This window comes from Sphingopyxis macrogoltabida, from assembly GCF_001307295.1.
In the GTDB taxonomy this organism is placed as follows: Bacteria; Pseudomonadota; Alphaproteobacteria; order Sphingomonadales; family Sphingomonadaceae; genus Sphingopyxis; species Sphingopyxis macrogoltabida_B.
On sequence record NZ_CP012700.1, the window covers coordinates 1,034,544 to 1,058,562 of the forward strand.

General features: G+C 64.2%; 21 protein-coding genes, 2 tRNA genes and 1 pseudogene. 17 read left to right on the top strand and 7 right to left on the bottom strand.

What is annotated here, in order from left to right:
- The first annotated feature begins 94 nt into the window (after positions 1–94).
- From AN936_RS04790 to AN936_RS04815, 6 genes are all read left to right on the top strand, one after another.
- Positions 95–1,876, top strand: a complete 1,782-nt coding sequence (locus AN936_RS04790) for a DUF4153 domain-containing protein (RefSeq protein ID WP_054587140.1) — start codon at positions 95–97, stop codon at positions 1,874–1,876.
- Between the two features lie 73 nt (positions 1,877–1,949).
- On the top strand, positions 1,950–2,252 hold the full coding sequence (gene gatC, locus AN936_RS04795; protein WP_054587141.1) for an Asp-tRNA(Asn)/Glu-tRNA(Gln) amidotransferase subunit GatC: 303 nt from the start codon (positions 1,950–1,952) through the stop codon (positions 2,250–2,252).
- Positions 2,252–3,733, top strand: a complete 1,482-nt coding sequence (gatA, locus tag AN936_RS04800; protein ID WP_054587142.1) for an Asp-tRNA(Asn)/Glu-tRNA(Gln) amidotransferase subunit GatA — start codon at positions 2,252–2,254, stop codon at positions 3,731–3,733. Before gatC ends, gatA begins: the two co-directional genes overlap by 1 nt.
- Position 3,734: 1 nt before the next feature.
- Positions 3,735–5,201: an Asp-tRNA(Asn)/Glu-tRNA(Gln) amidotransferase subunit GatB gene (gene gatB / locus AN936_RS04805; protein ID WP_054587143.1), complete on the top strand. Its 1,467-nt coding sequence runs from the start codon at positions 3,735–3,737 to the stop codon at positions 5,199–5,201.
- 56 nt (positions 5,202–5,257) lie between these two features.
- Positions 5,258–5,764, top strand: a complete 507-nt coding sequence (locus AN936_RS04810) for a hypothetical protein (protein ID WP_149037590.1) — start codon at positions 5,258–5,260, stop codon at positions 5,762–5,764.
- A 13-nt stretch (positions 5,765–5,777) separates the two neighbouring features.
- Positions 5,778–7,109 (top strand): amidohydrolase family protein, encoded by a 1,332-nt coding sequence (locus AN936_RS04815; protein ID WP_054590110.1) that lies wholly within the window; start codon positions 5,778–5,780, stop codon positions 7,107–7,109.
- On the opposite strand, the gene AN936_RS04820 is transcribed toward AN936_RS04815, so the two are convergent.
- The gene (locus tag AN936_RS04820; protein WP_054587145.1) at positions 7,106–8,791 is read right to left on the bottom strand and encodes an amidohydrolase; all 1,686 of its coding nucleotides are present in this window, start codon (positions 8,789–8,791) and stop codon (positions 7,106–7,108) included. The two genes, AN936_RS04815 and AN936_RS04820, sit on opposite strands and share 4 nt — an antisense overlap.
- Positions 8,792–8,877: 86 nt before the next feature.
- Positions 8,878–9,096, bottom strand: coding sequence for a hypothetical protein (locus AN936_RS04825; protein WP_054587146.1), 219 nt, complete (start codon positions 9,094–9,096; stop codon positions 8,878–8,880).
- 179 nt (positions 9,097–9,275) lie between these two features.
- On the opposite strand from AN936_RS04825, the gene AN936_RS04830 reads away from it, so the two are divergent.
- A tRNA-Leu gene (locus tag AN936_RS04830) sits at positions 9,276–9,360 on the top strand.
- 90 nt (positions 9,361–9,450) lie between these two features.
- Positions 9,451–11,067: a trigger factor gene (gene tig / locus AN936_RS04835; protein WP_054590111.1), complete on the top strand. Its 1,617-nt coding sequence runs from the start codon at positions 9,451–9,453 to the stop codon at positions 11,065–11,067.
- A 266-nt stretch (positions 11,068–11,333) separates the two neighbouring features.
- Here tig and AN936_RS04840 read toward each other — a convergent pair whose 3' ends face one another.
- The 3 genes from AN936_RS04840 to AN936_RS04850 form a co-directional block, all read right to left on the bottom strand.
- Positions 11,334–11,921, bottom strand: a complete 588-nt coding sequence (locus tag AN936_RS04840) for a GNAT family N-acetyltransferase (protein WP_054587147.1) — start codon at positions 11,919–11,921, stop codon at positions 11,334–11,336.
- Complete coding sequence (locus AN936_RS04845; RefSeq protein WP_054587148.1) at positions 11,918–12,319, bottom strand: ketosteroid isomerase-related protein; 402 nt, start codon at positions 12,317–12,319, stop codon at positions 11,918–11,920. Before AN936_RS04845 ends, AN936_RS04840 begins: the two co-directional genes overlap by 4 nt.
- 83 nt (positions 12,320–12,402) lie before the next feature.
- Positions 12,403–13,020, bottom strand: coding sequence for a DNA-3-methyladenine glycosylase family protein (locus AN936_RS04850; protein WP_054587149.1), 618 nt, complete (start codon positions 13,018–13,020; stop codon positions 12,403–12,405).
- A gap of 101 nt (positions 13,021–13,121) precedes the next feature.
- On the opposite strand from AN936_RS04850, the gene AN936_RS04855 reads away from it, so the two are divergent.
- A complete protein-coding gene (locus AN936_RS04855) occupies positions 13,122–13,439 on the top strand; it encodes a 2Fe-2S iron-sulfur cluster-binding protein (RefSeq protein WP_054587150.1) in 318 nt (105 codons plus the stop codon).
- Positions 13,440–13,463: 24 nt separating this feature from the next.
- Here AN936_RS04855 and rlmB read toward each other — a convergent pair whose 3' ends face one another.
- Positions 13,464–14,225: a 23S rRNA (guanosine(2251)-2'-O)-methyltransferase RlmB gene (gene rlmB, locus AN936_RS04860; RefSeq protein ID WP_054587151.1), complete on the bottom strand. Its 762-nt coding sequence runs from the start codon at positions 14,223–14,225 to the stop codon at positions 13,464–13,466.
- Between the two features lie 78 nt (positions 14,226–14,303).
- Here rlmB and AN936_RS04865 point away from each other — a divergent pair.
- A tRNA-Tyr gene (locus AN936_RS04865) sits at positions 14,304–14,389 on the top strand.
- A gap of 196 nt (positions 14,390–14,585) precedes the next feature.
- Complete coding sequence (locus AN936_RS04870; RefSeq protein ID WP_054587152.1) at positions 14,586–15,797, top strand: tyrosine-type recombinase/integrase; 1,212 nt, start codon at positions 14,586–14,588, stop codon at positions 15,795–15,797.
- 92 nt (positions 15,798–15,889) lie between these two features.
- Here AN936_RS04870 and AN936_RS23975 read toward each other — a convergent pair whose 3' ends face one another.
- Positions 15,890–16,546 (bottom strand): lytic transglycosylase domain-containing protein, encoded by a 657-nt coding sequence (locus tag AN936_RS23975; protein WP_084758179.1) that lies wholly within the window; start codon positions 16,544–16,546, stop codon positions 15,890–15,892.
- 125 nt (positions 16,547–16,671) lie between these two features.
- On the opposite strand from AN936_RS23975, the gene AN936_RS04880 reads away from it, so the two are divergent.
- From AN936_RS04880 to AN936_RS25895, 6 genes and pseudogenes are all read left to right on the top strand, one after another.
- Positions 16,672–17,568, top strand: coding sequence for a DUF7146 domain-containing protein (locus tag AN936_RS04880; RefSeq protein WP_054587154.1), 897 nt, complete (start codon positions 16,672–16,674; stop codon positions 17,566–17,568).
- Positions 17,569–17,643: 75 nt separating this feature from the next.
- On the top strand, positions 17,644–19,860 hold the full coding sequence (locus tag AN936_RS04885) for a strawberry notch-like NTP hydrolase domain-containing protein (protein WP_054587155.1): 2,217 nt from the start codon (positions 17,644–17,646) through the stop codon (positions 19,858–19,860).
- Between the two features lie 90 nt (positions 19,861–19,950).
- Positions 19,951–21,183 (top strand): site-specific integrase, encoded by a 1,233-nt coding sequence (locus AN936_RS04890; protein WP_007015824.1) that lies wholly within the window; start codon positions 19,951–19,953, stop codon positions 21,181–21,183.
- Entirely contained in the window at positions 21,180–22,535 is a 1,356-nt protein-coding gene (locus AN936_RS04895; protein WP_009823940.1) for a tyrosine-type recombinase/integrase, read from the top strand. The genes AN936_RS04890 and AN936_RS04895 overlap by 4 nt, the downstream gene beginning before the upstream one ends.
- Positions 22,532–23,536 (top strand): site-specific integrase, encoded by a 1,005-nt coding sequence (locus AN936_RS04900; RefSeq protein WP_009823939.1) that lies wholly within the window; start codon positions 22,532–22,534, stop codon positions 23,534–23,536. The genes AN936_RS04895 and AN936_RS04900 overlap by 4 nt, the downstream gene beginning before the upstream one ends.
- An 84-nt stretch (positions 23,537–23,620) precedes the next feature.
- Positions 23,621–23,947: pseudogene (locus AN936_RS25895) on the top strand (methylase); the annotation flags it as partial.
- Positions 23,948–24,019 lie beyond the last annotated feature (72 nt).

The window sequence follows — 24,019 nt, forward strand, 5'->3', positions numbered from 1 at the left end:
CCAAGGTGCGATGATATGCGGCGCGTGTCGGGATGGCAGGCCATGGATGCTGAAACAAGTTCAGCATGACGAAATTGGAAGTTAGACATTGGGCATGACCGACGCCCCCGCAAGCACGCCCGCCCCCGATTCGCCCCGGCTCGCCTCGGTACGCCTCGACGAAAATGACGCACCCTGGCCGTTGCGCCCGTGGATCATGGCGGCGATCGGGGCGCTCGCGGGGCTATTGTTTCACATGCTTGTCGACCGTCAATATGTCGCCGAACCGGCGCCGCTGCTCGACGCGCTTGCGGCCTTTATCGCCGTTTCAACGGTGGTTTTCCTGCTCGGCGTCGAAATCCGCCGCTGGCACTGGGCGCTGGGTTTCGCGCTGCTTTGGGGCGCGGTGATGGGGCTGATCAGCGGCTATTCGGCGGGTTACAATCTCAATGGGTCGCCGATCGAATGGCCGTTCTGGTCAGGAATCCTGGCGGTGCTCGTCGCGACGCCGCTGTTCCAGACGCGCCGCGACGTCGCGCGCGACTGGCGCTTCTGGAGGCTGTGGCAGATGCCGTACGAGCGGCTGCACAGCCATGCCTGGACCGACGCGGTGATCGGCGCGGCGGGGCTTGTCTTCGTCGGCATCACCTTTCTGCTCGTCGTGCTGATCGGGCAGATGTTCAAGCTGATCGGAATCGACCTGATCGAGCGCTTGCTGAACGGCGAATGGTTCGGCTGGATGCTCGCGGGCGCGGCGTTCGGCGGCGCGGTCGGGCTGCTGCGCGAGCGCGACAAGCTGGTCGCGACCTTACAGCGGCTGGTGATGATCGTGCTCGGCGTGCTGGCGCCGGTTCTGGCGGCCGCGCTGGCGCTGTTCCTGCTGTCGCTGCTTGGCACCGGGCTGACGCCGCTCTGGGATTCGGGGTTTTCGACCGCGGCGTTGATGATGGCGGCGGCGGCGTTCGCAGTGCTGCTCGCCAATGCGGTGATCGGCAACGGGCGCGACGACCGGTCCGCGAACCGCTTCCTGCAGATCGCGGCGGCGGTGCTGGTCGCGGCGGTGCTGCCGCTCGCGGTCATCGCCTTTTATTCGATGCATTTGCGCGTCATTCAGTACGGCTGGACGCCCGAGCGCATCTGGGGCGTGATCGCGGCGATCATCGCGCTCGCTTATGGCGCGGCGGGATTGTGGTCGGTTGCGAAGGGGCGCCGCGATTTTGACGATCTGCTGCGGCCTTTGCAGCAGAAGCTGGCGATCGGATTGATGCTGCTGGCGCTGTTCCTCGCGTTGCCGGCGATGGATTTCGGCGCGATTTCGACGCGCGACCAGTTGGCGCGATTGAAAACCGGGACGACGAAGGCCGAGACGTTCGACTGGGCGGCGCTGGCGTTCGATTTCGGGCCTGCCGGGCGGCGGGCGCTCGCCGATCTGGCGAAGTCGCCCGACAAGGCGCGCGCCGGGCTGGCGAAATGGGCGCTCGCCGCGAAGAATCGCTGGGACCTGAACGTCCCGGGCGAGGCCGTCAATGCCGCCGATGTGACCTATGGCGCCAAGCCGATCCGCGACAAGGTGCGGGTGCTGCCGGCGGGGCAGCGATTGCCGCCCGAGGCCTATGCGGCGCTCGATACGCGCGGCCAGTGCAAGACCGCGCCGTGCGCTGCCTATGTGCTGGGTCCCGACCGCATCGTCGTGGCCGGACGCGGCAACAATGTCGTGCTGTTCGCGCGCGATGCAAAGACCGGCGAATGGGCCGAGGATTATGAAGGGTTTCGCGGCGGCGCGATCGCGGAGGGTCTGACGCCGGGCGAACTCGAAAAGGCGGCGATCGAGGTGCGGCCGGTCGAGCGGCGGCAGCTCTTCGTCAACGGCAAGCCGCTCGGCGAGGATTTCGAGTGAGAATCGCGCGCCTGCCTTGAAGCGCGCGGGGGAGGATGCTAGCGGCGCAGCTTCTCCCGATAAGGCGACTAGAATGGCAATCGATCAGGCAACAGTGAGGAAAATCGCGTCGCTGGCGCGCATCGCGATCAGCGATGCGGAAGCCGCCGCGATGGAAGGCGAATTGAACGGCATTCTGGGCTGGGTCGAGCAACTCGGCGAGGTCGATGTGACCGGGGTCGAACCGATGACTGCGGTGATCCCGAACAACCTGCGGCTGCGCGACGACGTCGTCGACGCCGACCCGCTGACCGGCGGCAACCGCCGCGACGATATTCTCGCCAATGCGCCTGCGCCGCAGCATGGGTTCTTTGGCGTTCCCAAGGTAATCGAATAATGACCGAACTTACGAACCTGACCGTCGCCGATATCCGCGACGGGCACCGCGCGGGCGATTTCAGCGCCGTCGAGGTCGCCGAGGCGTTCAACGCCAATGTCGCGGGCGCGAAGGCGCTCAATGCGTTTATTGTCGAGACGCCCGAGCATGCGATCGCGGCAGCGAAGGCGGCCGATGCCGACCGCGCCGCGGGGACGCTGAAGCCGCTGTCGGGCGTGCCGATCGGGATGAAGGACCTGTTCGCGACGAACGGCGTCCAGACGACCGCGGCGAGCCATATGCTCGAAGGTTTCGTGCCGCGTTATGAATCCACCGTTTCGCAGAAATTGTGGGATGCGGGTTGCGGGATGCTCGGCAAGCTCAACCTCGACCAGTTCGCGATGGGGTCGTCGAACGAGACGAGCTATTTCGGTAACGTCATCAGCCCGTGGAAGCGCAACGACGGCGGCAATGCCGCGCTCGCGCCGGGCGGCTCGTCGGGCGGCAGCTCGTCGGCGATCGCGGCGCGGCTGTGCCCCGCGGCGACGGGGACCGACACCGGCGGCTCGATCCGCCAGCCCGCGGCGTTCGTGGGCATCAGCGGGATCAAGCCGACCTATGGCCGCTGCTCGCGCTGGGGCATCGTGGCGTTCGCGAGCTCGCTCGATCAGGCGGGGCCGATGGCGCGCGACGTCAAGGATTGCGCGATCATGCTCGAGAATATGGCGGGCTTCGATCCGAAGGACGCGACGAGCCTGAATCTGCCCGTACCCAATTGGGAAGTCGCTTTGTCGAGCGATCTCAAGGGCAAGAAAGTCGGTATTCCCAAGGAATATCGCCTTGAAGGCATCGATCCCGACATCGACGCGATGTGGGACGCGGGTATCGCGATGCTGAAGGATGCCGGGGCCGAGGTCGTCGAGATCAGCCTGCCGCACACCAAATATGCGCTGCCGGCTTACTATATCATCGCGCCAGCCGAAGCGTCGTCGAACCTCGCGCGCTATGACGGCGTGCGGTATGGGCTTCGCGATCTGCCCGAAAAGGCGGGCTTGCAGGACATGTACGCCGCGACGCGCGCCGACGGTTTCGGGCCCGAGGTCAAGCGCCGCATCATGATCGGCACCTATGTGCTGTCGGCGGGCTTCTACGACGCCTATTACACGCAGGCGCAGAAGGTGCGGACGCTGATCGCGCGCGATTTCGAACAGGCGTTCGGAGTGTGCGACGTCATCCTCGCGCCGACCGCGCCGTCGGCGGCGTTCGGGCTCGGCGAGAAGACCTCCGATCCGCTGTCGATGTACCTCAACGACGTGTTCGCGGTCCCCGCGAGCCTCGCAGGCCTGCCTGCGATGTCGGTCCCCGCAGCGCTGAACCGCGAAGGGTTGCCGCTGGGCTTGCAGATCATCGGCAAGGCATTCGACGAGCAGGGCGTGCTGAACGCTGGGCTGGCAATTGAAGAGCGGGCGGGCTTCAACGCCCGTGCCGAGAAGTGGTGGTAAGATGAGCGATTATCGCATCAAGGGCGAAACCGGCGAGTGGGAGGTCGTGATTGGCCTCGAGGTCCATGCGCAGGTCACCTCCAACGCCAAGCTGTTCTCGGGCGCCGCGACGGCGTTCGGGGCCGAGCCGAACACGCAGGTGTCGCTGGTCGATGCCGCAATGCCGGGCATGCTGCCGGTGCCGAACCGCGAGTGCATCCGCCAGGCGGTGCGCACAGGGATGGCGATCGAGGCCGAGATCAACAAATGGTCGCGGTTCGACCGCAAGAATTATTTCTACGCCGACCTGCCGCAGGGTTACCAGATTTCGCAGCTTTATCATCCGCTTGTTGGCGAAGGTTCGCTGATGATCGAGGAGGATGAGAAGGCCGGGATTCCCGAGCCCAAGCGCATCGGGATCGAGCGCATCCATGTCGAGCAGGACGCCGGCAAGCTGATGCACGACCAGCATCCGACGATGTCCTATGTCGACCTCAACCGCTCGGGCGTCGCGCTGATGGAGATCGTCTCGCGCCCCGACATGCGCTCGCCCGCCGAGGCCGGGGCCTATGTGCGCAAGCTGCGCTCGATTCTGCGCTATGTCGGGTCGTGCGACGGCAATATGGAGGAGGGCTCGATGCGCGCCGACGTCAATGTCAGCGTGCGCAAGCCCGGCGACGAATTCGGCACGCGCACCGAGACGAAGAACGTCAATTCGGTGCGCTTCGTGATGGCGGTGATCGAGGGCGAGGCGAAGCGTCAGGTCGAATTGATCGAAAGCGGCGGCACAGTGCTGCAGGAAACGCGCCTCTACGACCCCGACCGCAACGAGACGCGATCGATGCGGTCGAAGGAAGACGCGCATGATTACCGCTACTTCCCCGATCCCGACCTGTTGCCGCTCGAACTCGACGATGCGTTTCTGGCAGAATGCCGCGACAGCTTGCCCGAACTGCCCGACGCCAAGCGCGCGCGCTATCTGGCGGCCGGGATTTCGGCGTACAACGCCGACGTGCTGACCGCCGAGGTCGAGAGCGCGCTGTGGTTCGACACGCTGCTGGAAACCGGCGCGAAGCCGGCGGCGGCGGCGAACTGGGTATCGAGCGAGCTGTTCGGGGCGCTCAACCGCCTCGGCAAGAGCTTCGAGGATTGCCCGGTAACACCGGCGCAGGCGGGCGAATTGCTCGGGCTCGTTGCCGACGGGACGATTTCGGGGACGATCGCCAAGGCGGTGTTCGAAAAGATGCTGGAGACCGGCGACGGTGCCGCCGCCATCGTCGATCGCGAGGGCCTGAAGCAGACCAGCGACACCGGCGCGATCGAGGCCGAGATCGCCAAGGTCCTCGCCGCCAATGCCGACAAGGTCGAGCAGTATAAGGGCGGCAAGGAAGCGCTGTTCGGCTTCTTCGTCGGTCAGACGATGAAGGCGATGCAGGGCAAAGCGAACCCGCAGGTCGTCAACGAGTTGCTGAAGAAGGCGCTCGCTTGACGGTGATCAAGTTCACAGGCAATTCAATCGCTTCGCGGCCATAAGCATTGCAATCAATGCATGAGATGACGAAGGGTGGAATGGCGATGAAGCGGTTTCTGGTTTCGGTTGGCGGTGCCTTGCTGTTCGCTTCGGGCGCGGCGGCAGGGACGCCTGCTGTGAACGACGGCTACGACTGGACGATGCGCGTCAATGACGAGGATCGGGCGAACAGCGCCATCCTTGCCTATGAAGTCGCCGACACCGACGACCAGCCGCTGAATTTCACCTGCGAAGAGGGCGGCAATCGCATCTTTGCCGGAATCTCAGGCGGCGCCCCCGACCTCAGCGCCATCGAGCTGGTATCGGGCGACCAGAGCTTGCGGCTGGCGGGCACGACCGAGGCCGAGGAAATGCCCTATTTCTCGTCGACCGACGAAATCGCCGGCGATGCGGCCTTCATCCGCGCCTTTGCCGCGAATGGCTGGCTGCGCATGACGGCCGACGGCGCCGCGACCGATATGGCGGCGACGCCGGCGGGCAAACAGGCGATCGCGCGCTTTGTCGCTTTCTGCGCCGGCTGACGCGGCGCAGCGGATGCTGCGCGTGCTGCTGGCGCTGTCGATGATGCTCGCCTGCGCCGCACTGGCGCGGGCCGAGACGATCGTCTTCGAAAACGTCAATGTCGTGCCGATGGACCGCGAACGCGTGATTCCACGCACCACCGTGATCGTCACCGACGGGGCGATCGCGAGCATCGGGATCAAGGCGAAGTTGCCCGCCGGAACGCCGGTGATCGACGGCAACGGTGCGTGGCTGATGCCGGGCCTTGCCGACATGCACAATCATGTGACGCAGCGCGATGACCTGACGCTGCTGCTCGCCAATGGCGTGACGACGATGCTCAACATGGGCGAGGCGACCAACGCCTTTGCCGGACGGACGCGGATCGCGGTGAACCGCGGCGACGTTCCCGGGCCCTATGTCTTCACCGCCTTCGTCGTCGACGGCGACCCGCAATATGGCCATTTCATCGTCCGCACCCCCGACGAGGCGCGCGCCATCGTGCGGCTGGCAAAGGCGAACGGCTACAGCTTCATGAAGGTCTATACCAACCTGTCGGCGGAGGCGTTCGCGGCGCTGGCCGACGAAGCGCGCGTGCAGGGGATCGGCGTCGTTGGGCATAATGTCGCAGCGGTCGGCCTCGCGAAACAGCTCGCCGCCGGGCAGGCGATGGTCGCACATGTCGAGGAATTTTTCACCGGCTTCTTCCCCGAACCGCCCGCGGACGACCAGCAGGCGCCGCCCGACGAAGCGCGGATCGCCGACGCGATCGCGGTGGTGAAGGCGCATGGCGCGTTCGTCACGTCCGACCTGTTCACCTATCGCACGATCGCGGCGCAGTTCGGCAGGCCCGAGGCCGTGAAAGCCTATCTCGCGGCGCCCGAGGCGCGCTATGTGTCGCCCGGCGACCGGATCGACTGGGCGCGGTCGGGCTATCAAAAAAAGGCGGTCGACCTGTCGCGGCGGGTGGCGTTCGAGGCGCGCTTCGTCAAGGCGATGGCCCATGCGGGGGTCCCGCTGATCGCGGGCGGCGACGCGCCGACGATCGCGGGGCTGGTGCCCGGCTTTGCGCTGCATGACGAGATCGACGCGATGCGCGGCGCCGGGCTGACGCCGTGGCAGGCGCTGTCGGCGGCAACGCGCACCCCGGGCGAGTTCATCGCGAAGACGGTCCCGGGCGCGGCGAAGTTCGGCATCGTGGCGCCGGGCTACCGCGCCGATCTGTTGCTGGTCGCCGACAATCCGCTGGAAAAACTCGCCACGTTGCGGGCGCCGCTGGGCGTGATGACGGGTGGCCGCTGGCATGATGCGGCGGCGCTGCAAGCGATGTTGGCCGAGGTGGCGGCGGTGCGCGCCGGTCGCTAATCCGCAGCCTTCCAGACGCTGCGGCCTTCCTTGATCGTTTCGCGGACCTTGATCGCCTTGATGCCGTCGACCGGGGTGGTCAGCGGGTTCTTGTCGAGAATGACGAAATCGGCGAGCAGGCCGGGCTTGATGCGGCCCTTGCGGTCTTCCTCGAAGACTTGCCAGGCGGGGCCGGTGGTCAGCGCTTGTAAGGCTTCGTAAGCGGTCAGGCGCTCGGCGGGGCCGCTGACGACGCCGGTCGGCGAGACGCGTGCCATCGCGGTCCAGAGCATGAAGCGCGTGTCGAGCGGGGTGACGCTATAGTCGCTGTGGTTCGATGCGATCAGTCCCGCGGCGCGCGCCGAGCGAAGGGGGCTGATGAAGTCGACGACCTCGGCGGGGAAGTTGGTGCGGTGGACGTCGCCCCAATACCAGCTGTGGTTGGAGAAATAGGACGGCCCGACGCCGATCCGCCGGTAGGCCGGTAGCTGGTCGGGGCGCTGGAACTGCGAATGGATGACGATCGGGCGGCGGTTATCGGCCGCCTCGATGCCGAGTGCGTCGAAGCCGCGGATCGCCATGTCGATCGCAGCGTCGCCATTGGCGTGGACGAAGAGCTGCCAGCCGCGTTCATGGACCTTCCTTGCCTGTGCGAGGAACGCCGCTTCGGAAAGGACGGGCTCGCCGTGCCAGGGATGGTGTCCCTCGGGGCTGCCGCGCCGGTAATCGCGGGTGAAATAGCCGGTGCGCGCCTGCACCGATCCGTCGAGCACGAACTTGATCCCCTGCAGCTTCACGTGCCCGCGATATTCGCCGAACCGGAGGTCGGGGTTCGCGAGTAGCGCGTCGAGACCGGTCGAGAAGGGGAGCAGCGCGAGGTCGATTTTCAGCCGCTCGCGCGCCGCATCGCCGGTCAGGAAGGCGATGTCGGGCGGCAGCGTCGCGCCGTCCTGCGCATGCGTGTAACCTTCGGCGAAATAGGCATTTTGTGCCGCGTCGAGCGCGGCGAGCTTCTGGTCCGCCGTCGGTTGCGGCATCGCGGCGAGCATCAGGAAGGTCGCTTTTTCGAGGAGTACGCCATTGAGGCGGCCGTCGCCGTCGCGCAGCAGCATGCCGCCGGGCGGCGGCTGGCTGGCATCGGTCAGCTTCGCGGCGGCAAGCGCGGCGCTGTTGGCGACAAGGCCGTGGAGCGAGACGTGCAGCACGACGATCGGCCGGTCGGCGGCGACCGCGTCGAGTTCGGCGCGGGTAATGTGGCGCTTTTCGGCGAGATTTTCCTGATCATATTGCCAGACGATGACCCAGCCGCCGGGCGGGATCGCCTTTGCGGCGATATGGTCGGCAATCGCCCGCTGCAGCCCGGCGATATCGGTGACCGCCGCATGCGCGCCGTCGCGGAGATCAAGCCCGCCCGCACTCATCGTCGCCACTGTGAAGTGTGAATGTGCGTCGATGAAGCCCGGCAGCATGGTAGCGCCGGCAAGGTCGCGGACGGACGCGTCGTTGCCCGCAGCGCTGCGGGCTTCCTTTTCGGTGCCGGCGAAGACGATGCGGTCGCCGCGCGTGACGACGGCCTCGACGGTCTGCGGCGTGTCGCCGTCCATCGTGACGATCGGGCCGCCGCGATACAGGATGATATCCTGCGCGGCGGCGGGTGTGGCGGTGGCCAGCAACAGCGCGGCGAGTGCGGCGGTCAATCTCATATGTCTCTCCCGCCGCCATCGTGGTGGGGCGGGAGGGACGGGTCAAGTGCTTCGCATGCTATCGAACGGCGGCGGTGCGCGATGCGTCAGACCTGCTGCGGGGGTACTTCGCTGGGGCCGCGGCCGGGCTGGTCGATATCGCCGCCGCCCGGGCTGCCGGGGATTTCCTGCGGCTGGCCGGCGGGATCCTCGAGCGGCGTCGGCTGGACCGGCTGTTCGGGCGGGGCGACCGGATCGATGACGTCGGGCTTCGGCTTGGGAAGCGGATCGGCGGCGTGGACGTAAAGGTTGGACTTGAAGCTCATGGTGGCTCTCCTTGCTTTACCAACGAACGGCCGGCCGCCATGTTCCGACAGCGTGATGTGCCTAGGTAAAGGGGGCTTTCCGCCCTTGCCCTTGGCCACGCGTCTGCTATAGCCCCGCGCGGCCCGCACGGGCGTGCGCGGCAGCGCGCGATTTCGTGCACCCGGCCGAGGCTTCTCAAGCGGGCGTGGCGGAATTGGTAGACGCGCTGGTTTTAGGTACCAGTATCGCAAGATGTGGGGGTTCGAGTCCCTTCGCCCGCACCACCTTCGCGAGCAGCAAGCCGGGACAGGGGAACTCCGCCATTTCGGCTGGGTTGTCGATACGAGATTTTGAGCAAGGATAAGATCAAGGCAATGAAGACCGTCGAAACGCTGAACGAAGGCCTGAAGCGCGAATATAGCCTGACCATCACCGCCAAGGACATCGACGCGCGCGTCGAGGACGAAGTGAAGGCGGTTGCGCCCACCGTGCGCATGCCCGGCTTCCGCCCCGGCAAGGTGCCGCCGAATTTGATCCGCAAGATGCATGGCGAGGCGCTGTCGGCCGACGCGCTGAACAAGGCGATCGACCAGGGCGTCAAGGACCTGATGGCGAAGGAAAAGCTGCGCCCGGCGCTGCAGCCCGCCGTCACCCTCGCCGATGGCTATGAGCGCGGCAAGGACGCCGAGCTGACCGTGGCGCTCGAAGTGCTGCCCGACATCGCGGCGCCGTCGATCGACGGGCTGAAGCTCGAGCGCCTGACCGTCCCCGCCGACGACAAGGCGGTGATGGCGAAGATCGAGGAATTCGCCGCCCAGATGAAGCGTTTCGAGGAAGCGCCGAAGACCAAGAAGGCCGCGACCGGCGATCAGGTGATCATCGATTTCGCCGGCTCGGTGGATGGCGTTGCCTTTGACGGCGGCACGGGCGAGGACATGGCGGTCGAGATCGGCTCGGGCCAGCTCATTCCCGGCTTCGAGGACCAGCTCGTCGGCGTCAAGGTCGGCGACGAAAAGGTACTGAAGGTTACCTTCCCCGACGAATATCCGGTCGAGGATCTGAAGGGCCAGCCCGCCGAATTCGCCGTCAAGGTGAAGGAAGTGAAGGTTCCCGCGGCTTCGAAGATCGACGACGAGTTCGCCAAGTCGCTCGGCCTCGAAAGCCTCGACAAGCTGAAAGAGCTGATGAAGGATCAGGTCGAGCAGGAACTCAACGGCCTGACGCGCACCTATATGAAGCGCAAGCTGCTCGACCAGCTCGCCGCCGCGCACGATTTCGACGTGCCGCCGACGATGGTCGAGGCCGAGTTCAACCAGATCTGGCAGCAGCTCGAGCATGAAGTCAGCCACGAGGAAGATCCCGAGGCGGCGAAGGCCGAACTCGAAAAGGATCGCGACGATTACCGCGCTATCGCGGTGCGCCGCGTCCGTCTGGGCCTGCTCCTTTCGGAAATCGGCCAGGCGCATGGCGTGCAGGTTTCGCAGCAGGAAATGCAGCGGCTGATCATGCAGGCGGCGCAGCAGTATCGCCCCGAAGACCGCCAGCGCTTCGTCGAATATGTCCAGCAGGACGCGCTCGCCGCCGCGCAGATCCGCGCCCCGCTCTATGAGGACAAGGTCGTCGACTTCCTGTTCGACAAGGCCGAGATCACCGACCGCGAAGTGACCCGCGAAGAGATCGAAGCGGCGATCGAAGCCGACGACGATGGCCATGTCCATGGCCCGGGCTGCGGTCACGACCATGATCACGACCACAAGCCGGCCAAGAAGGCAGCGGCGAAAAAGCCCGCCGCCAAGAAGGAAGCGGTGAAGGAAGAAGCCGCCGAGGCTGCGCCCGCCAAGAAGGCACCGGCGAAGAACGCCGAAGCAGTGCCCGCCAAGAGCGAGGAAAAGCCTGCAGCGAAGAAGGCCGCGGCGCCGGAGGCGGCTGCTGAAAAGGCAGAGCCTGTCGCCAAGAAGGCTCCGGCCAAGAAGGCTGCCGCGAAGAAATAAGCTTCGCGCATAACTAATCAAAAAGGCCGGGTGGAGCGATCCATCCGGCCTTTTTGATTTGAGCGCGAACTGCACGCGATGTCGGCAGTGGGGTGGTTTCCAGACTTTCCCGTTTCCGTTCGTGTCGAGCGAAGTCGAGACACCCATCGAGGTTGTGCCCAGCCCGAGGGGCATCTCGACTTCGCTCGATGCGAACGGATAAGAGTTGGCCTAACGGCCGCAACCGGCCGATACCTACCGCTCACTGGTTCCGGCGATGACGGAAATCAGAGCCTCCGCGTCCAGTATTGAAGCTGGTGCCGCTCTTCCTCCGCACCGCCGATGCTCTTCCAGTCGAACCATGCCGTCACGCCGTCCAGCGGGGCATAGCCGCGGCCGCGCCAGAAGGCGTCGAGTGGGCGATAGGTTGCAGGGCGCTGGGGGTGGTCGGCGGCGCGGATGACGCTGCAAAAGGCGGCGTGCGCGGCGCCCTCGGCACGCGCCTGCGCTTCGCGATGGTCGAAAAAGGCGTGGCCGATGCCCTGCCCGCGGTAATCTTCGAGCAGCACCGATTCGCCGAAGTAGAAGGTGCGGGCGATATCGAAACCCGCGGCGGCGAGCGGGGCTTGCCATGCGTCGTCCTGCGCCCCCAGCGGCGCGGCGGTCGCGGCGCCGACAATTTCCGTGCCGTCGCGTGCTACCACGACAACCGCACCGTCGGCGGCGGCAAAGTCGGCCAGATAATCGGCCTCATAGGCGGCGTCGCCGTCGTAAAGATAGGGAAAGTCGCGAAACACCGCGATTCGCAGCCGGGCGAGCGCGGGGATGACCTCGGCCAGTCCCGCCCCCGTCACCGGCGCGACGGTGACCGTCATGCGCCGACCTGCTGCATCCAGTCGGTAAGGTTGTAATAGGTGGTGACGCGATCGATCAGCCCGTCGGCATTGACCGACAGGAAGGCGCCGCCGGGCAGGCGGTAGGTCTGGCCGTTCGCTTCCGGAAGTCCCTCGTCGGTGGCGAGATAGGTGCCGTTGACGATGAACTCGGCGGCGGCGCGGTCGCCTTCGGCGAAGATCACCATGTCGGTGAGCTGTTCGCGATAGCATTTCGCCATATGCGCGTTGAATTCGCGGAACAGCGCCTTGCCGTGGCGCGGATCACCCTGGTTGACGTCGTGGCGGACGTCCTCGGCAAGACAGGCGAGCATCGCTTCGCTGTCGCCGGCGTTGAACGCCGCATAATAAGTGGTGACGATATCGCGGGTGGTGGTCATGAAAGCCTCATCGACTGGGATTGTGCGATCCCGATTGGCGTCTTGTCCGGTTCCCCGCAATATAGAAATAGCAGGGGTGAGCCCTAGATGACGTCCATATTATAGCAGTGCCAGCTAAAGATGGCGGCGGCGCCGCGGTGCGGGCGCCAGGCTTCGCCAAGTTCGCGTACCCGTTTCTCGCTCGGCCGCGCTTCGAGCTGGAGAATGCGGCCGACCGCCTCCTGTACCGCAAGGTCGCCCGCGGGCCAGATGTCGGGGCGTCCCTCGGCAAAGAGCAGGTAAATTTCGGCCGACCAGCGGCCGATGCCCTTGACCTTGGTAAGCAGCGCGATCGCTTCCTCGTCGTCGGCGGGCAGGGCGTCGAATTTCAGTTCGCCGTCGAGGATCAATTGCGCGAGGCTCTTCGCATAGCCCTGTTTCTGTCCCGACAGGCCGCATGCACGCAGCGCATCGAAATCGGCGGCGGCCACCGCTTCGGCCGGGCAGCCCTCGCCAAAACCCGCTTCCAGCTTGTTCCAGATCGAATTGGCGGCGGCGACGCTGACCTGCTGGCCGACGATGGTACGTAAAAGCGTGGTGTAACCCGGTGCGCGGATACGCGGTTCGGGATAGCCCGCATGGCCGAACGCGCGCGCGAAATTGGTATCGCGCGCCGCGAGGGCGTCGATTCCGGCGTTGAGCTGCTGCTGGCTCAGGCCCATCGCATATTCTCCTTTTGTTCCTGATTTCCGCTCTAGCAGCGCTTGATTTGCCGCGCAACGCGCGACATAGCCCATCCGAATCGAACGATATGGGGATGCACATGGCCAAGCTGATTGTGGTGACGCGCGACGGGACCGAACATGAAATCGAAGGCGACACCAGCCTGACCGTGATGGAAAATATCCGCGACGCCGGCTTCGACGAACTGTTGGCGCTGTGCGGCGGCTGCTGTTCGTGCGCGACCTGCCACGTCCATGTCGAGGCGGGCGACAAAGCGGCGATGCCCGCGATGAGCGAGGACGAGAACGACCTGCTCGATTCGACGACCGACCGCGACGACAATTCGCGCTTGTCGTGTCAGCTCCCGTTCAGCGACGCGCTCGACGGCCTGCGCGTACGGATCGCCGCCGAGGACTGATTTCGCCTGATATGGGGCTTATTGTCACGCCGTTGCGACCGCGTAGAGCGCGATCGCGGCGGCATTCGAGATGTTGAGGCTTTCCATTCGCGGCGAGATCGGCAGCCTTGCCAGCACGTCGCAATGCTCCATGACATTGTGGCGCATGCCGTCGCCTTCGGAGCCAAGCACGAGCGCGACCTTGCTGCCGTCGAGCGTCGAGCCGAGGGTCGTTTCGGTGTCGCCCATCAGCCCGATGCGCCAATATTGCGCCTCGGCGATTTCCTCGAGCGCGCGCGACAGGTTGACGACGCGCACCCACGGCACGGTTTCGAGCGCGCCCGACGCCGAGCGGGCGATGACGCCGCTTTCGGGCGGGCTGTGGCGGTCCTGTGTGATGATGGCGGCGGCATTGAAGGCGGCGGCCGAGCGCAGCACCGCGCCGATATTATGCGGGTCGGTGACCTGATCGAGGACGATCAGCGGGCGCCGACTGTCGGCATCGACCTCTTCCTGCAGCAGATCGCCGAGATAGACGCTTTCGAGCGGATCGACCTCGATCACCAGCCCCTGATGGGGCGCATCGCGCGCGACGAGGCGCGCGAGGTCGGTGACGTCGGCATAGCTGATCGGAATCACCGGCGGCAGGTCGAGCTGGCCGAGCGCCTCGCGGGTGCCCCAGATGCGCTTGACGGTGCGTTTGGGATTGGCGAGCGCCGCCAACACGGCATGGCGGCCCCAGAAGCGGATGGGCTGGCCGCGCGTGCTCTGGCCCTGCGGGCGGCGGTGACGGGAAAATTGTCTCATGGCCGCGCCTTTCCCACGAGCGGCATTGACAGGCAAGCCTCGTTTCGCCATTGGACCGCTTCCCAAAGCGGGCCCCAAGGACAGGTGGCCGAGTGGTTAAAGGCAGCAGACTGTAAATCTGCCCGGTTTTCCGTACGCTGGTTCGAATCCAGCCCTGTCCACCACCCCCTTATCCGCAAGCATCCACGAATGACCGTGGAAATCCCAGAAAACCTAGGGTATTCTGCACTTCTTGGCCCGCATTTGTCCGCTGCTGTTTGCATGCAGCCGGAGGCTAGTGTGGGAGGGATGTGGGAGTAAGTTGGCTTACTCCCACACTGCACCCCTCCCAAGGTGGGCTTGAAAGTGTGGGAGGAAGAAATGGGCAAGCTCACGGCGGTAGCGGTCAAGGCAGCGATGGCGAATCCTGGCACCTATCAGGATGGCGATGGATTGGTGCTCAGGGTCGATAAGCGTGGTGGAGCCTATTGGGTCCTAAGGCTCCAGCGAGACGGCAAGCGACAGGATATCGGCTTGGGTAGCGCCAAGCAGATGACACTCGCAGAAGCGCGGCAAAAAGCCACGGTCTTGCGTAAGGCGGTTAAGGTCGACCACCGCGATGTTCTGGCCGAGAAAAAAGACGAGGCCGCTGCCAAGGTGACGTTCCGCGCTGCCGCGACTCAGTACCACAGCGAAAACGAGGCGGGCTGGAAAAGCACGGTCTATGCGCGCCAGTGGCTCGCCAGTCTCGAAAACTATGCCTTTCCGAAGCTGGGTGACATGCCGACGGGTAGCATCAGCAGTGCTGATATCATCGCTGTGCTGACCCCGATCTGGCAGGAAATCCCCGATACCGCCCGCCAGGTCCGCAACCGGATTTGCGCCGTGCTGGATTATTCCCACGCGAAGGGCTGGCGCTCCCGCGAGGCTCCATCGGGCAATGGCAGTCTGAAGGCGGGTCGCGGTCTGCCACGGCAAGTGAAGGTACGTGAGAATCGCAAAGCGATGCCCTATGTCGCGCTGCCCGGATTCCTCACCGCCTTACGGCGTAAGCCATCCTTCGGGCGGCTTGCGCTGGAGTTGCTCATCCTGACTGGAGTGCGCAGTCAGGAGGTCCGCCTGGCGACATGGTCTGAATTTGACCTGGAGAGCCGGTTGTGGACCATCCCCGCCGAGCACATGAAGCGAAACAAGGCGCATATCGTGCCGCTGTCTGACGAGGCTCTGGCCGTGCTTGCAAAAGCCGATGCCCTGCGGATGTCTGAGAGCGATGTCGTGTTCCCCGGCGTGGCTGGTAAGCCTATGTCTGACATGACGCTGCTCAAGGTGCTGCGGGACATGAGCGAACCATACCACGTCCACGGCTTCCGCTCTGCGTTCACCGATTGGGCAGCAAATGAGGGCATCCCCGATGCCGTGGTAGAAGCTGCTCTCGCGCACAAGACGCCCGACGCTGTCCAGGCTGCCTATCGCCGCACAACCTATCTCGGCACACCCGACCAGCCGGGCGCCCGCGTGAAGTTGATGGCAGCTTGGGGGCGTTACTGCCTAGGGGTGGCGACGGGCGCGGACAGGGCAGCCCCGCCGGCTTGAGTGTGGGATCAGCTTACCGATGCTCTCGCGCAGCAACTGAGACGAGAGGCAAACTCTCACCTTGAGCGTCGCTCTACAATTCGGAGCGACCGCTAAAAGCGCCAATGGCGAAGCACTTCGCGGACATAGCCAGGAGTCTCACCATTGCGGGGAATGCCGCCTGCACGCTCAACGGCGCCGGGACCTGCATTGTAGGCAGCTACCGCGAGGTGGACCACGCCAAACCTGTCGAGCATCTGCCGCAGGTATCGCGCTGCGCCGAAGATGTTGGCCATTGGATCGAAGCGATTGAAGACCCCAAGCTCTTTTGCCGTAGCGGGCATCAGCTGCCCAAGGCCCGCGGCACCCGCCGGGCTGACAGCCAAAGGGTTGTAACGAGATTCTGTCCATACGAGCGCATCAAGCAGGCCCGCAGGCAATGAGTACTTCGCCTCAGCGGCATAGATGTGAGGCAAGTAGCTCGCTCGCCGAAACCCGGATGGGGCCGGCTTGGCATTGGGTTCGTATCTATATGGCAGGTTGACCCGGCTATCGTCCGCCACTGACAGGCGCGGTGCTGGGGCGGTCTGCGCGGAACGCCAGAGTCCATGCTCGACCAGTTGGAAGCCGTTTGATGCTTCCGCAATCCGAATGCCTTCGGATGGGATCGCCGCAGCGCCGTTCGTGGCTGGCGCTGCTATGTCCTGAGCACCGGCCGGGATAGCAGAAGTGATCGCGATGCTCGCGATCAAGAGAGTTCTGATTGTCATTTCTCGATCCTTGTCTAGTCGAATCGAGTGAGAACATATAAAGAACAAGTGATGTAGGAAAACTGGATTGGCGCGAGTGCAGAGCGGAGGCTGCGCGGGGAAGGCACCTCAACCGGAGAAGGTCGATGCCCCCGTTAGACAAAGTTCATCAACTCGAACGCCGCGCCCGCACGATCGTCGAAAGCCTTCAGGGTAGATGGAGTCGCGGCAAAGGCATGTGCTGCTGCCCCGCACACGACGACCGTACCCCCTCGCTGAGTGTGACACTGGGTCGGAAAGCGATCCTGTTTCATTGCTTTGCGGGATGCTCGAATGAGGAGGTCATTGCGGCACTAGACCGCCAGGGTGTTCGCAGCTGTGACCTGTTCGATAGCTCTGGCGCCGTGGCCGCTGATCGACCGGAAAAAAGGGCCTTCAATTCCAACGCGCGGCGTTTGTGGCATTCGGCGACGGCGATCTCGGGCAGCTCTGCCGAAGGATACCTCGCGCAGCGCGGGATTCTGCGTGCCTCTGATCAGCTCCGTTATCTCGAGCGTACGCCGCTCGGACCACGCGGTGCAGTACAGTACCTCCCTGCAATGTTGGCGGCCGTCACGACTGACATCGGCATAATCGCGATACACAGGACATTTCTCGACGCGCCGAGCGCAAGGCTCGCCGCTTTCGATCGGCCGAAGCGTGCATTGGGAAGCCTCGGCTGTGGTGCAGTCAGACTTGCCCCGCCGGCCGCAGGCCGGTTGGGCCTTGCCGAAGGTATCGAAAGCGCCCTGTCAGCCACGCAGATGTTTGGCGTCCCTTGTTGGGCAACGCTTGGTAACGAGCGGTTCGGCCTCGTCGCGATTCCAGAGAGTGTGCGCGAGCTCCACTTGTTCATCGACAATGATCCGGGAGGCGAACTCGCGGATCAGCGCGCGCGACAGGCCTATTCTGCATCAGGCCGTGTGATCCGCTCGCGAGCACCAGCATCGATCGGTTTCGACTGGAACGATGAACTCAAGGCGAGGCTCGCTCGGCAAACCTGATCAGCCAGCCAGAGGGGAGGGGGCCCTCGGCTGATTGAGGCCTGCGAGACGCAGGACCTCCTCAGGAGGTTTCCCATGTCCAACTCTTCCCTCGCCTTCGCATTCGATCCACCATCTCCGCCGCTCGTCGTGACGGCAGCCAAAGCAATGGCGTTGCAATTGGCGGCAGGCAGCGCGATTTCGCGTAGCGACATCAACCGCATCATGACGGACCACTTCGGCGGAACCGATGCACTCGGGGCATGGTCAGTCCGTGATGCTCACGCTGCGCTCGAGCTGGCGCAGGTTCAACACCTGCAAGCATCAGATCAAATCCAGCTCTCGAGCCCGATTGACGAGGCCGAACAGTTCTTCTGCGGTCTCGATGCCCGGGTTCCGACCCAGACCAATCGCAGCGACGAGCAGATCGAATGGCAGCAGTTTGCAACGCCGCCGCGCCTTGCCTGGCTTGCTGCCCGGGCTTGCGCGCTGGCCACTGGCGAGCTTGTGCTGGAACCCTCGGCCGGAACGGGCATGCTCGCGGTCTGGGCCGCCAAGGCCGGCTCGCGCCTTGCCCTCAACGAAATCTCGCCGCTGCGCCGCGACTGCCTGAGCGCCTTGTTCCTTGCGGCCCGAGTGACCGGCCATGACGCTGAGCTGATCGAAGAACTGCTCGATCCACCCATCATCCCGAGCGTCGTATTGATGAACCCTCCCTATTCCCACGGCATTGAGCGAGGGCACGATAGTCGCACTGGCTTGCGCCATCTGCGGTCGGCCTGGAACCGTCTGGTGTCCGGGGGGCGGCTTGTCACGATCATGCCTGAATGGTTCGATTGCGCACGGTTTCTGGCCGGGGCGAAGGGGCCAGTGTCGTTGCGGCTCAATGTCGCGGTCGAACGTGCCTTCATCAAGAATGGCACCGGGATCACCACGCGGCTGCTAGTACTCGACAAGGTTGAAGGCCCCAATGAGGCTGTCTCTATCCGCACGAACGTGTTCCGCCAGCTGGCCGAACTTGTCGATGCTTTACCGGCTCGCGCCAGCCTCAGGGTCGCTCCCCAAAAGTCGAGCCTTCCAGCTCGTGCTCCGTTCCTTCCGGTTACTGCGCCGCGCAGGCCGCTGCCGACGCCAGCAAGGATTACGCCGGCAGCCTCCGCCATCCAGCCGCTCAACTACGTGCCGCTTGCAACCCCTGCGCCGGTCGCCCCTCAGGTCGGCCACTATCTGCCCTATCGCCCGAGCAGGATCGCCATCGATGGCGCGGCCGGGCATCCGACGCCGCTTGTTGAGTCCGTCGCCATGGGGTCGATCGCCGCTCCGATGCCTGACGCAGTGCCGCAGCTTCCTGAGGGGCTGATTGCCAAGGGACTGCTGTCGGCCGCACAGGCCGAGACCCTGATCTACGCCGCCAGCGCTCACGCCCGCGATCTTCCCGGCCGGTTTGAACCCGAGGACAAGGGCTGTTCGCTCAACGCCGCGGCGGAAGGTCAGGTCTACCGGCAAGGCTATTTCCTCGGGGACGGCACCGGCGCTGGTAAAGGACGCCAGGTCGCGAGCGTCATTCTCGATCGCTGGGTGCGCGGCGAGCGCCGCCATATCTGGATTTCGAAGAACGAGGCGTTGCTCGAAGATGCCCGGCGCGACTGGGCCGCGCTTAGCGGTCTCCCGATCGACATCCAGCCGCTGGCGTCCTGGAAGCTGGGCACCCCGATCGCGATGCGCGACGGCATTCTCTTCGTGACCTATCCGACCCTGCGTTCGGGTCGAAACGATGCGACCCGCCTCGACCAGATCCTCGCGTGGGCGGGTGATGACTTCGACGGCGTGATCGTGTTCGACGAGGCGCACGCCATGGCCAATGCTGCTGGCGGCGAAGGATCGCGAGGCAAGGTCAAGGGATCGGAGCAGGGTATCGCTGGCGTGCGCCTGCAGAACCTCCTGCCCCGCTCAAGGGTGCTTTACGCTTCGGCAACAGGTGCGTCCGACGTCAACAATTTGGCCTATGCGACGCGCCTTGGTCTCTGGGGTCCGGAAACCGCCTTCGCCAACCGTGAGGCCTTCGTGGCCGACATTCGCGATGGCGGCATCGCCGCGATGGAACTGGTCGCGCGGGACCTCAAGTCGCTCGGACTCTACACAGCCCGGGCCCTTTCATTCGCCGGTGTCGAATATGAGATCCTCGAGCATTGCCTGACCGAGGATCAGATCGCGGTCTACGATGCCTATGCCGAAGCTTGGACCATCTTATGGCGAGCTGCGCATAAGACTTGTTATCGCGAGGAAGCGGTAATGCGGAGGAGCGCGGCGTAACCGGCGAATTCCCATGATAGTGTGCGCAGTTGCTGCGCATTATATTGGTTGCGAACCTCGGCGGTCCCTGGACCAGCTGAGGAGGCAATCATGTTGAAGTTGCATGACGAGTTGATCACCGAACTCTCGAATTCGCTCACCACACAGAATTACAATCCCGTGGTCGTGGCGAACCACCGTCTCTACGCCCGCGCGTTTCTCGATTATCTGGCCGAGTGCGATATACAGGTCGAGACTGTGACGCCGCAGCAGGTCGATCAGTATTTTGGCTATGCGGTTCAAGATTTTGAGATCCAGTACGGTCGGCCTCCCAGTGCGCGTTGGCACATGTTGCCCCGCACCGCGATCGCCAAGCTCCTCCGGCTTGCTCAAGGCAATTGGCCCCCGGACGCAGAAATGATCGGTCCCGATGACGAGCATCGACATGAAATTTGCCGCGAATACGAGGCATGGCTGCGCGAGGAGCGCGGTTTGGCAAGCGCGTCCATTGCGGCGCTGATGTGGGAGGCGCGAAACTTCCTGCGATGGCAGTTCGACCGGGCCGGTGCCGCCAGCCTCGAAACGTTGAGCATCGTGGACATCGATCTCTACATGGACATGCGCGCGCCTGGTTTACGGCGCAAATCATTGGCCGATGTCGCTGAGCGTCTCCGTTCGGTGGTTCGCCATCTGCATCGGACGGGTCGCATCCCGACCGATCTGACGCCACACATCATCGGCCCCATGCTCTATGCCTACGAAGATGTGCCGTCGACGCTGGAAAGGAGCCAAATCGCCGCGGTTCTGGCGACAACGCAGGAGGACAGATCGCCACGCGGACTACGCGATTATGCGATACTTCAGCTGCTTGCCACGTATGGGCTGCGCGAAGGTGAGATATGCCGCCTTCGGCTCGATGACGTGGACTGGCGCGCAGAATCCCTCCGGATCTGCCACACCAAGACCAACGCGTACTCGTACATGCCGCTAATGGTGACTGTTGGTGAAGCGCTGCTGGATTATCTGCGCCTTGGGCGGCCCCAGGTTGAAGTGCGGGAAATCTTCGTCCGATCCTGCGCACCCTATATCGCAATGACGAACCTGTACGGCATGATCCGCGGTCGGTTGGCCGCCGCAGGCGTAGTGCCAGCAGGAAAGCGGGGGCCGCATGTCTTCCGCCACGCACGTGCGGTCGAAATGCTGCGGGCATCGGTCCCGCAAAAGATCATCGGCGACGTGCTCGGGCATCGATCCACCGAATCCACCAATACTTATCTCAAACTGGCAACAGATGATCTCCGAGCCGTGGCACTCGAGGTGCCTGGAATGGAGGTGCTGTCATGAGCGCCTGGCACGATCCCGATCGCACCGTCGTCGACGCCTTCCTGGTAAAATCGCAGTTCCGGCCGGGAAGCGTACCGACATATCGCTGGTTCCTTTGCACCTTCGAAGATGTTGCCCGCCGGCATCCGGCGGTGGACCGGCAGATGCTCGACGCCTGGCTGAAGGAGATGCAAAAACGTTGGCGATTGTCGACGCTGCTCAATCAGGTCTGCATTGTCGACCGCTTCCTCGACCACCTCGTCGAAATCGGGCTGATCGCCGACAACCCTGTTGCTGCACTTCGCCGTCGGTACAACGTCAAGCAAAGCAAGCCGATCTGGCGGGCCTTGGCTTCCCCGAATCCCGACGAATCCTTGGCCGCGTTACGACGGCCTGCGCCCTTCGGCAGCGTGCTGGGTGACTTCATGCAAGACCATGTCATGCTGATGCGCAGCCGGGGATATCAATATGAAGCGCAGGCTCACTGGCTGCTGCGGTTCGATCGGTTCCTTCAGGCCCGTCCCGACCTCGCGGAGCAACCACTTGAGGCAATGATTGCGAGCTGGGCGGCTGCCAAGCCGACCCGCAACCACGCGGCTGAATGCCAGAAGCTGGCGCGCATCCTGACCAAGGCGCGGTTCCGCCTCGATCCGACTATCCCGCCAAAGCGCTTCAATCCCCGGCCAGAGCGGGAAGTAGCGCGGGAGCATCGGCAACCGCATATCTTCAGCCCGGCTGACGTTCGGCGTATGCTCGATACCGCACGGACTTATCCGTCGCCGGACGCTCCGCTGCGGCCGTTGACCCTCTACACCATGATCATGCTGGCCTATTGTGCCGGGCTACGGCGAAGCGAGCTGGCATGGCTCGATCTTGGTGACGTGGACCTGCAATCAAGCACGATCACGATCCGGGAAACGAAGTTCTACAAGACCAGGATCTTGCCTCTATCCGACAGTGTCGCGGTCGAACTGCGCGCGTACATCGATGCGAGGCGGCGCGCTGGCGGCCCACAGAACCCGAAATCAGGGCTGTTCTGGCATGCCCACTTAAATGACCGCTACAGGCCCGAGGCGGTTACGACAATGATTACCAACGTCATGCGCCGTGCTGGGCTCAAGCCCGCTTCGGGCCGGACCGGGCCGCGGGTCCATGACCTTCGTCACTCGATGGTGGTGAACCGCATCCTCCAGTGGTACCGGTCCGGCATTAACCCTCAGGAAAAACTGCACTTCCTCTCGACCTACATGGGGCACCGGGATCTCCACTCCACGCTGGTCTACATCACCGTCACGCAGGATCTGTTGCAGGAAGCCAGTGAACGGTTCCGCGCGCTCGGCGCCCCGTGCCTTGTCACGGAGGCGCGGCCATGAGGAAAGGCAATCCATTGCCCGCGTTGTTGCGGGCGTTCTTCCAGGAGTGGCTGGCCGAGCAGCGCAGCGCGTCAATCCACACGATCCGCTCTTATCGCGACACCTGGCGGCTGCTGCTTCGGTTCGTCGCGGAGCGAAAAGGCTGCGGGGTCGCGCGGCTGACGCTCACCGACGTCTCGGCCGGCGAGGTGCGCGCGTTCCTTCATCATACCGAGCATGGCCGCAAGACCACGATCGGCACGCGGAACTGCCGACTGGCCGCCATCCGCAGCTTCTTCAGCTTCGTGGCGGACAAGAATCCGGAATACATCGCGCAGTGCTCAGAGGTCCTGGCTGTTCCGTTGAAGCGGGAGCCCACCTCCGCGCCGTGCTACCTCGAGCCCGAGGAGGTCGAGGCCATCCTCGCCCAGCCCAACCGATCGACACTCGAAGGGCTGCGCGACCATGTACTGCTCTCGTTCCTCTATAACAGTGGCGCGCGAATCCAAGAGGCGCTTGACCTCTGTCCCGAAGCAATCCGGTTCGATGCACCGAACTTCGTGCGTCTTTACGGCAAGGGGCGCAAGGAACGCATCTGCCCGCTCTGGCCAGAAACCGTGGCATTGCTCAGGAAGCTACTGGAGCGACAGCCGCGTGCGCCCGATGAGCGGATCTTCGTCAATCGATACGGTGAACCGCTAGGGGCGTCAGGGGTGCGGTTCAAGCTCAACGCCTACGTGGAACAAGCCGCGAAATCGACGCTGACCCTCCAGTCAAAACACGTTACGCCTCACAGCTTCCGGCACGCGACCGCCGTCCACCTCGTTGCCGCCGGGGTCGATATCACCGTCATCCGCAGTTGGCTCGGGCACGTCAGTCTCGATACGACCAATCACTATGCTCAGGCCAATCTGGAGACCAAACGAAAGGCGCTGGAACAGGTTGGCGCCCCGGCGGCGAGCAACGTGCCACCTTCGTGGAAGCGAGATGCCAATCTGATGGGATGGCTCGACACCCTATAGAATAATGTGAAGGACGTGGCGAAATGTTCCGCAGCTTTGCAGGACTACGCCGCGTTCCTCCGCATTACCGCTTCCTCGCGATAAGCGATCATCCACGCTAACCTGCGCGACGCGCTGGAAGCCACGCGGATCGTCGACAGCGAGACCGGCGGGACGCTCAACTCCGGGGCCAAGTCCGCAGCGCTGTCGATCTTTGAGGGAACAAAGCAACGCTTCTTCGCGCAGCTGCTTCTGTCGATGAAGCTCCCGAGCTTGCTGCCTGCGATCGATACGGCGATCGCCGATGGGCATGCCGTTGTCGTGCAACTCGTCTCGACGGCCGAGGCCATGCTCGACCGGCGACTTGCCGACCTGTCTGACGAGGAACGCGAAGCTCTCGAGATCGACCTCTCCCCGCGGGAACTGATCTAATGTGGAGCTCCACATTACACGTATTCTTTGCAGTCGCAGTTTATGTCGAGCGTGGCGGCGAGAGACGCAGGT

Coding starts and splice junctions, on each gene's coding strand:
- AN936_RS04790 (WP_054587140.1), top strand. CDS start 95: ATGACCGACGCCCCCGCAAGCACGCCCGCCCCCGATTCGCCCCGGCTC.
- gatC (WP_054587141.1), top strand. CDS start 1,950: ATGGCAATCGATCAGGCAACAGTGAGGAAAATCGCGTCGCTGGCGCGC.
- gatA (WP_054587142.1), top strand. CDS start 2,252: ATGACCGAACTTACGAACCTGACCGTCGCCGATATCCGCGACGGGCAC.
- gatB (WP_054587143.1), top strand. CDS start 3,735: ATGAGCGATTATCGCATCAAGGGCGAAACCGGCGAGTGGGAGGTCGTG.
- AN936_RS04810 (WP_149037590.1), top strand. CDS start 5,258: ATGCATGAGATGACGAAGGGTGGAATGGCGATGAAGCGGTTTCTGGTT.
- AN936_RS04815 (WP_054590110.1), top strand. CDS start 5,778: ATGCTGCGCGTGCTGCTGGCGCTGTCGATGATGCTCGCCTGCGCCGCA.
- AN936_RS04820 (WP_054587145.1), bottom strand. CDS start 8,791: ATGAGATTGACCGCCGCACTCGCCGCGCTGTTGCTGGCCACCGCCACA.
- AN936_RS04825 (WP_054587146.1), bottom strand. CDS start 9,096: ATGAGCTTCAAGTCCAACCTTTACGTCCACGCCGCCGATCCGCTTCCC.
- tig (WP_054590111.1), top strand. CDS start 9,451: ATGAAGACCGTCGAAACGCTGAACGAAGGCCTGAAGCGCGAATATAGC.
- AN936_RS04840 (WP_054587147.1), bottom strand. CDS start 11,921: ATGACGGTCACCGTCGCGCCGGTGACGGGGGCGGGACTGGCCGAGGTC.
- AN936_RS04845 (WP_054587148.1), bottom strand. CDS start 12,319: ATGACCACCACCCGCGATATCGTCACCACTTATTATGCGGCGTTCAAC.
- AN936_RS04850 (WP_054587149.1), bottom strand. CDS start 13,020: ATGGGCCTGAGCCAGCAGCAGCTCAACGCCGGAATCGACGCCCTCGCG.
- AN936_RS04855 (WP_054587150.1), top strand. CDS start 13,122: ATGGCCAAGCTGATTGTGGTGACGCGCGACGGGACCGAACATGAAATC.
- rlmB (WP_054587151.1), bottom strand. CDS start 14,225: ATGAGACAATTTTCCCGTCACCGCCGCCCGCAGGGCCAGAGCACGCGC.
- AN936_RS04870 (WP_054587152.1), top strand. CDS start 14,586: ATGGGCAAGCTCACGGCGGTAGCGGTCAAGGCAGCGATGGCGAATCCT.
- AN936_RS23975 (WP_084758179.1), bottom strand. CDS start 16,546: ATGACAATCAGAACTCTCTTGATCGCGAGCATCGCGATCACTTCTGCT.
- AN936_RS04880 (WP_054587154.1), top strand. CDS start 16,672: ATGCCCCCGTTAGACAAAGTTCATCAACTCGAACGCCGCGCCCGCACG.
- AN936_RS04885 (WP_054587155.1), top strand. CDS start 17,644: ATGTCCAACTCTTCCCTCGCCTTCGCATTCGATCCACCATCTCCGCCG.
- AN936_RS04890 (WP_007015824.1), top strand. CDS start 19,951: ATGTTGAAGTTGCATGACGAGTTGATCACCGAACTCTCGAATTCGCTC.
- AN936_RS04895 (WP_009823940.1), top strand. CDS start 21,180: ATGAGCGCCTGGCACGATCCCGATCGCACCGTCGTCGACGCCTTCCTG.
- AN936_RS04900 (WP_009823939.1), top strand. CDS start 22,532: ATGAGGAAAGGCAATCCATTGCCCGCGTTGTTGCGGGCGTTCTTCCAG.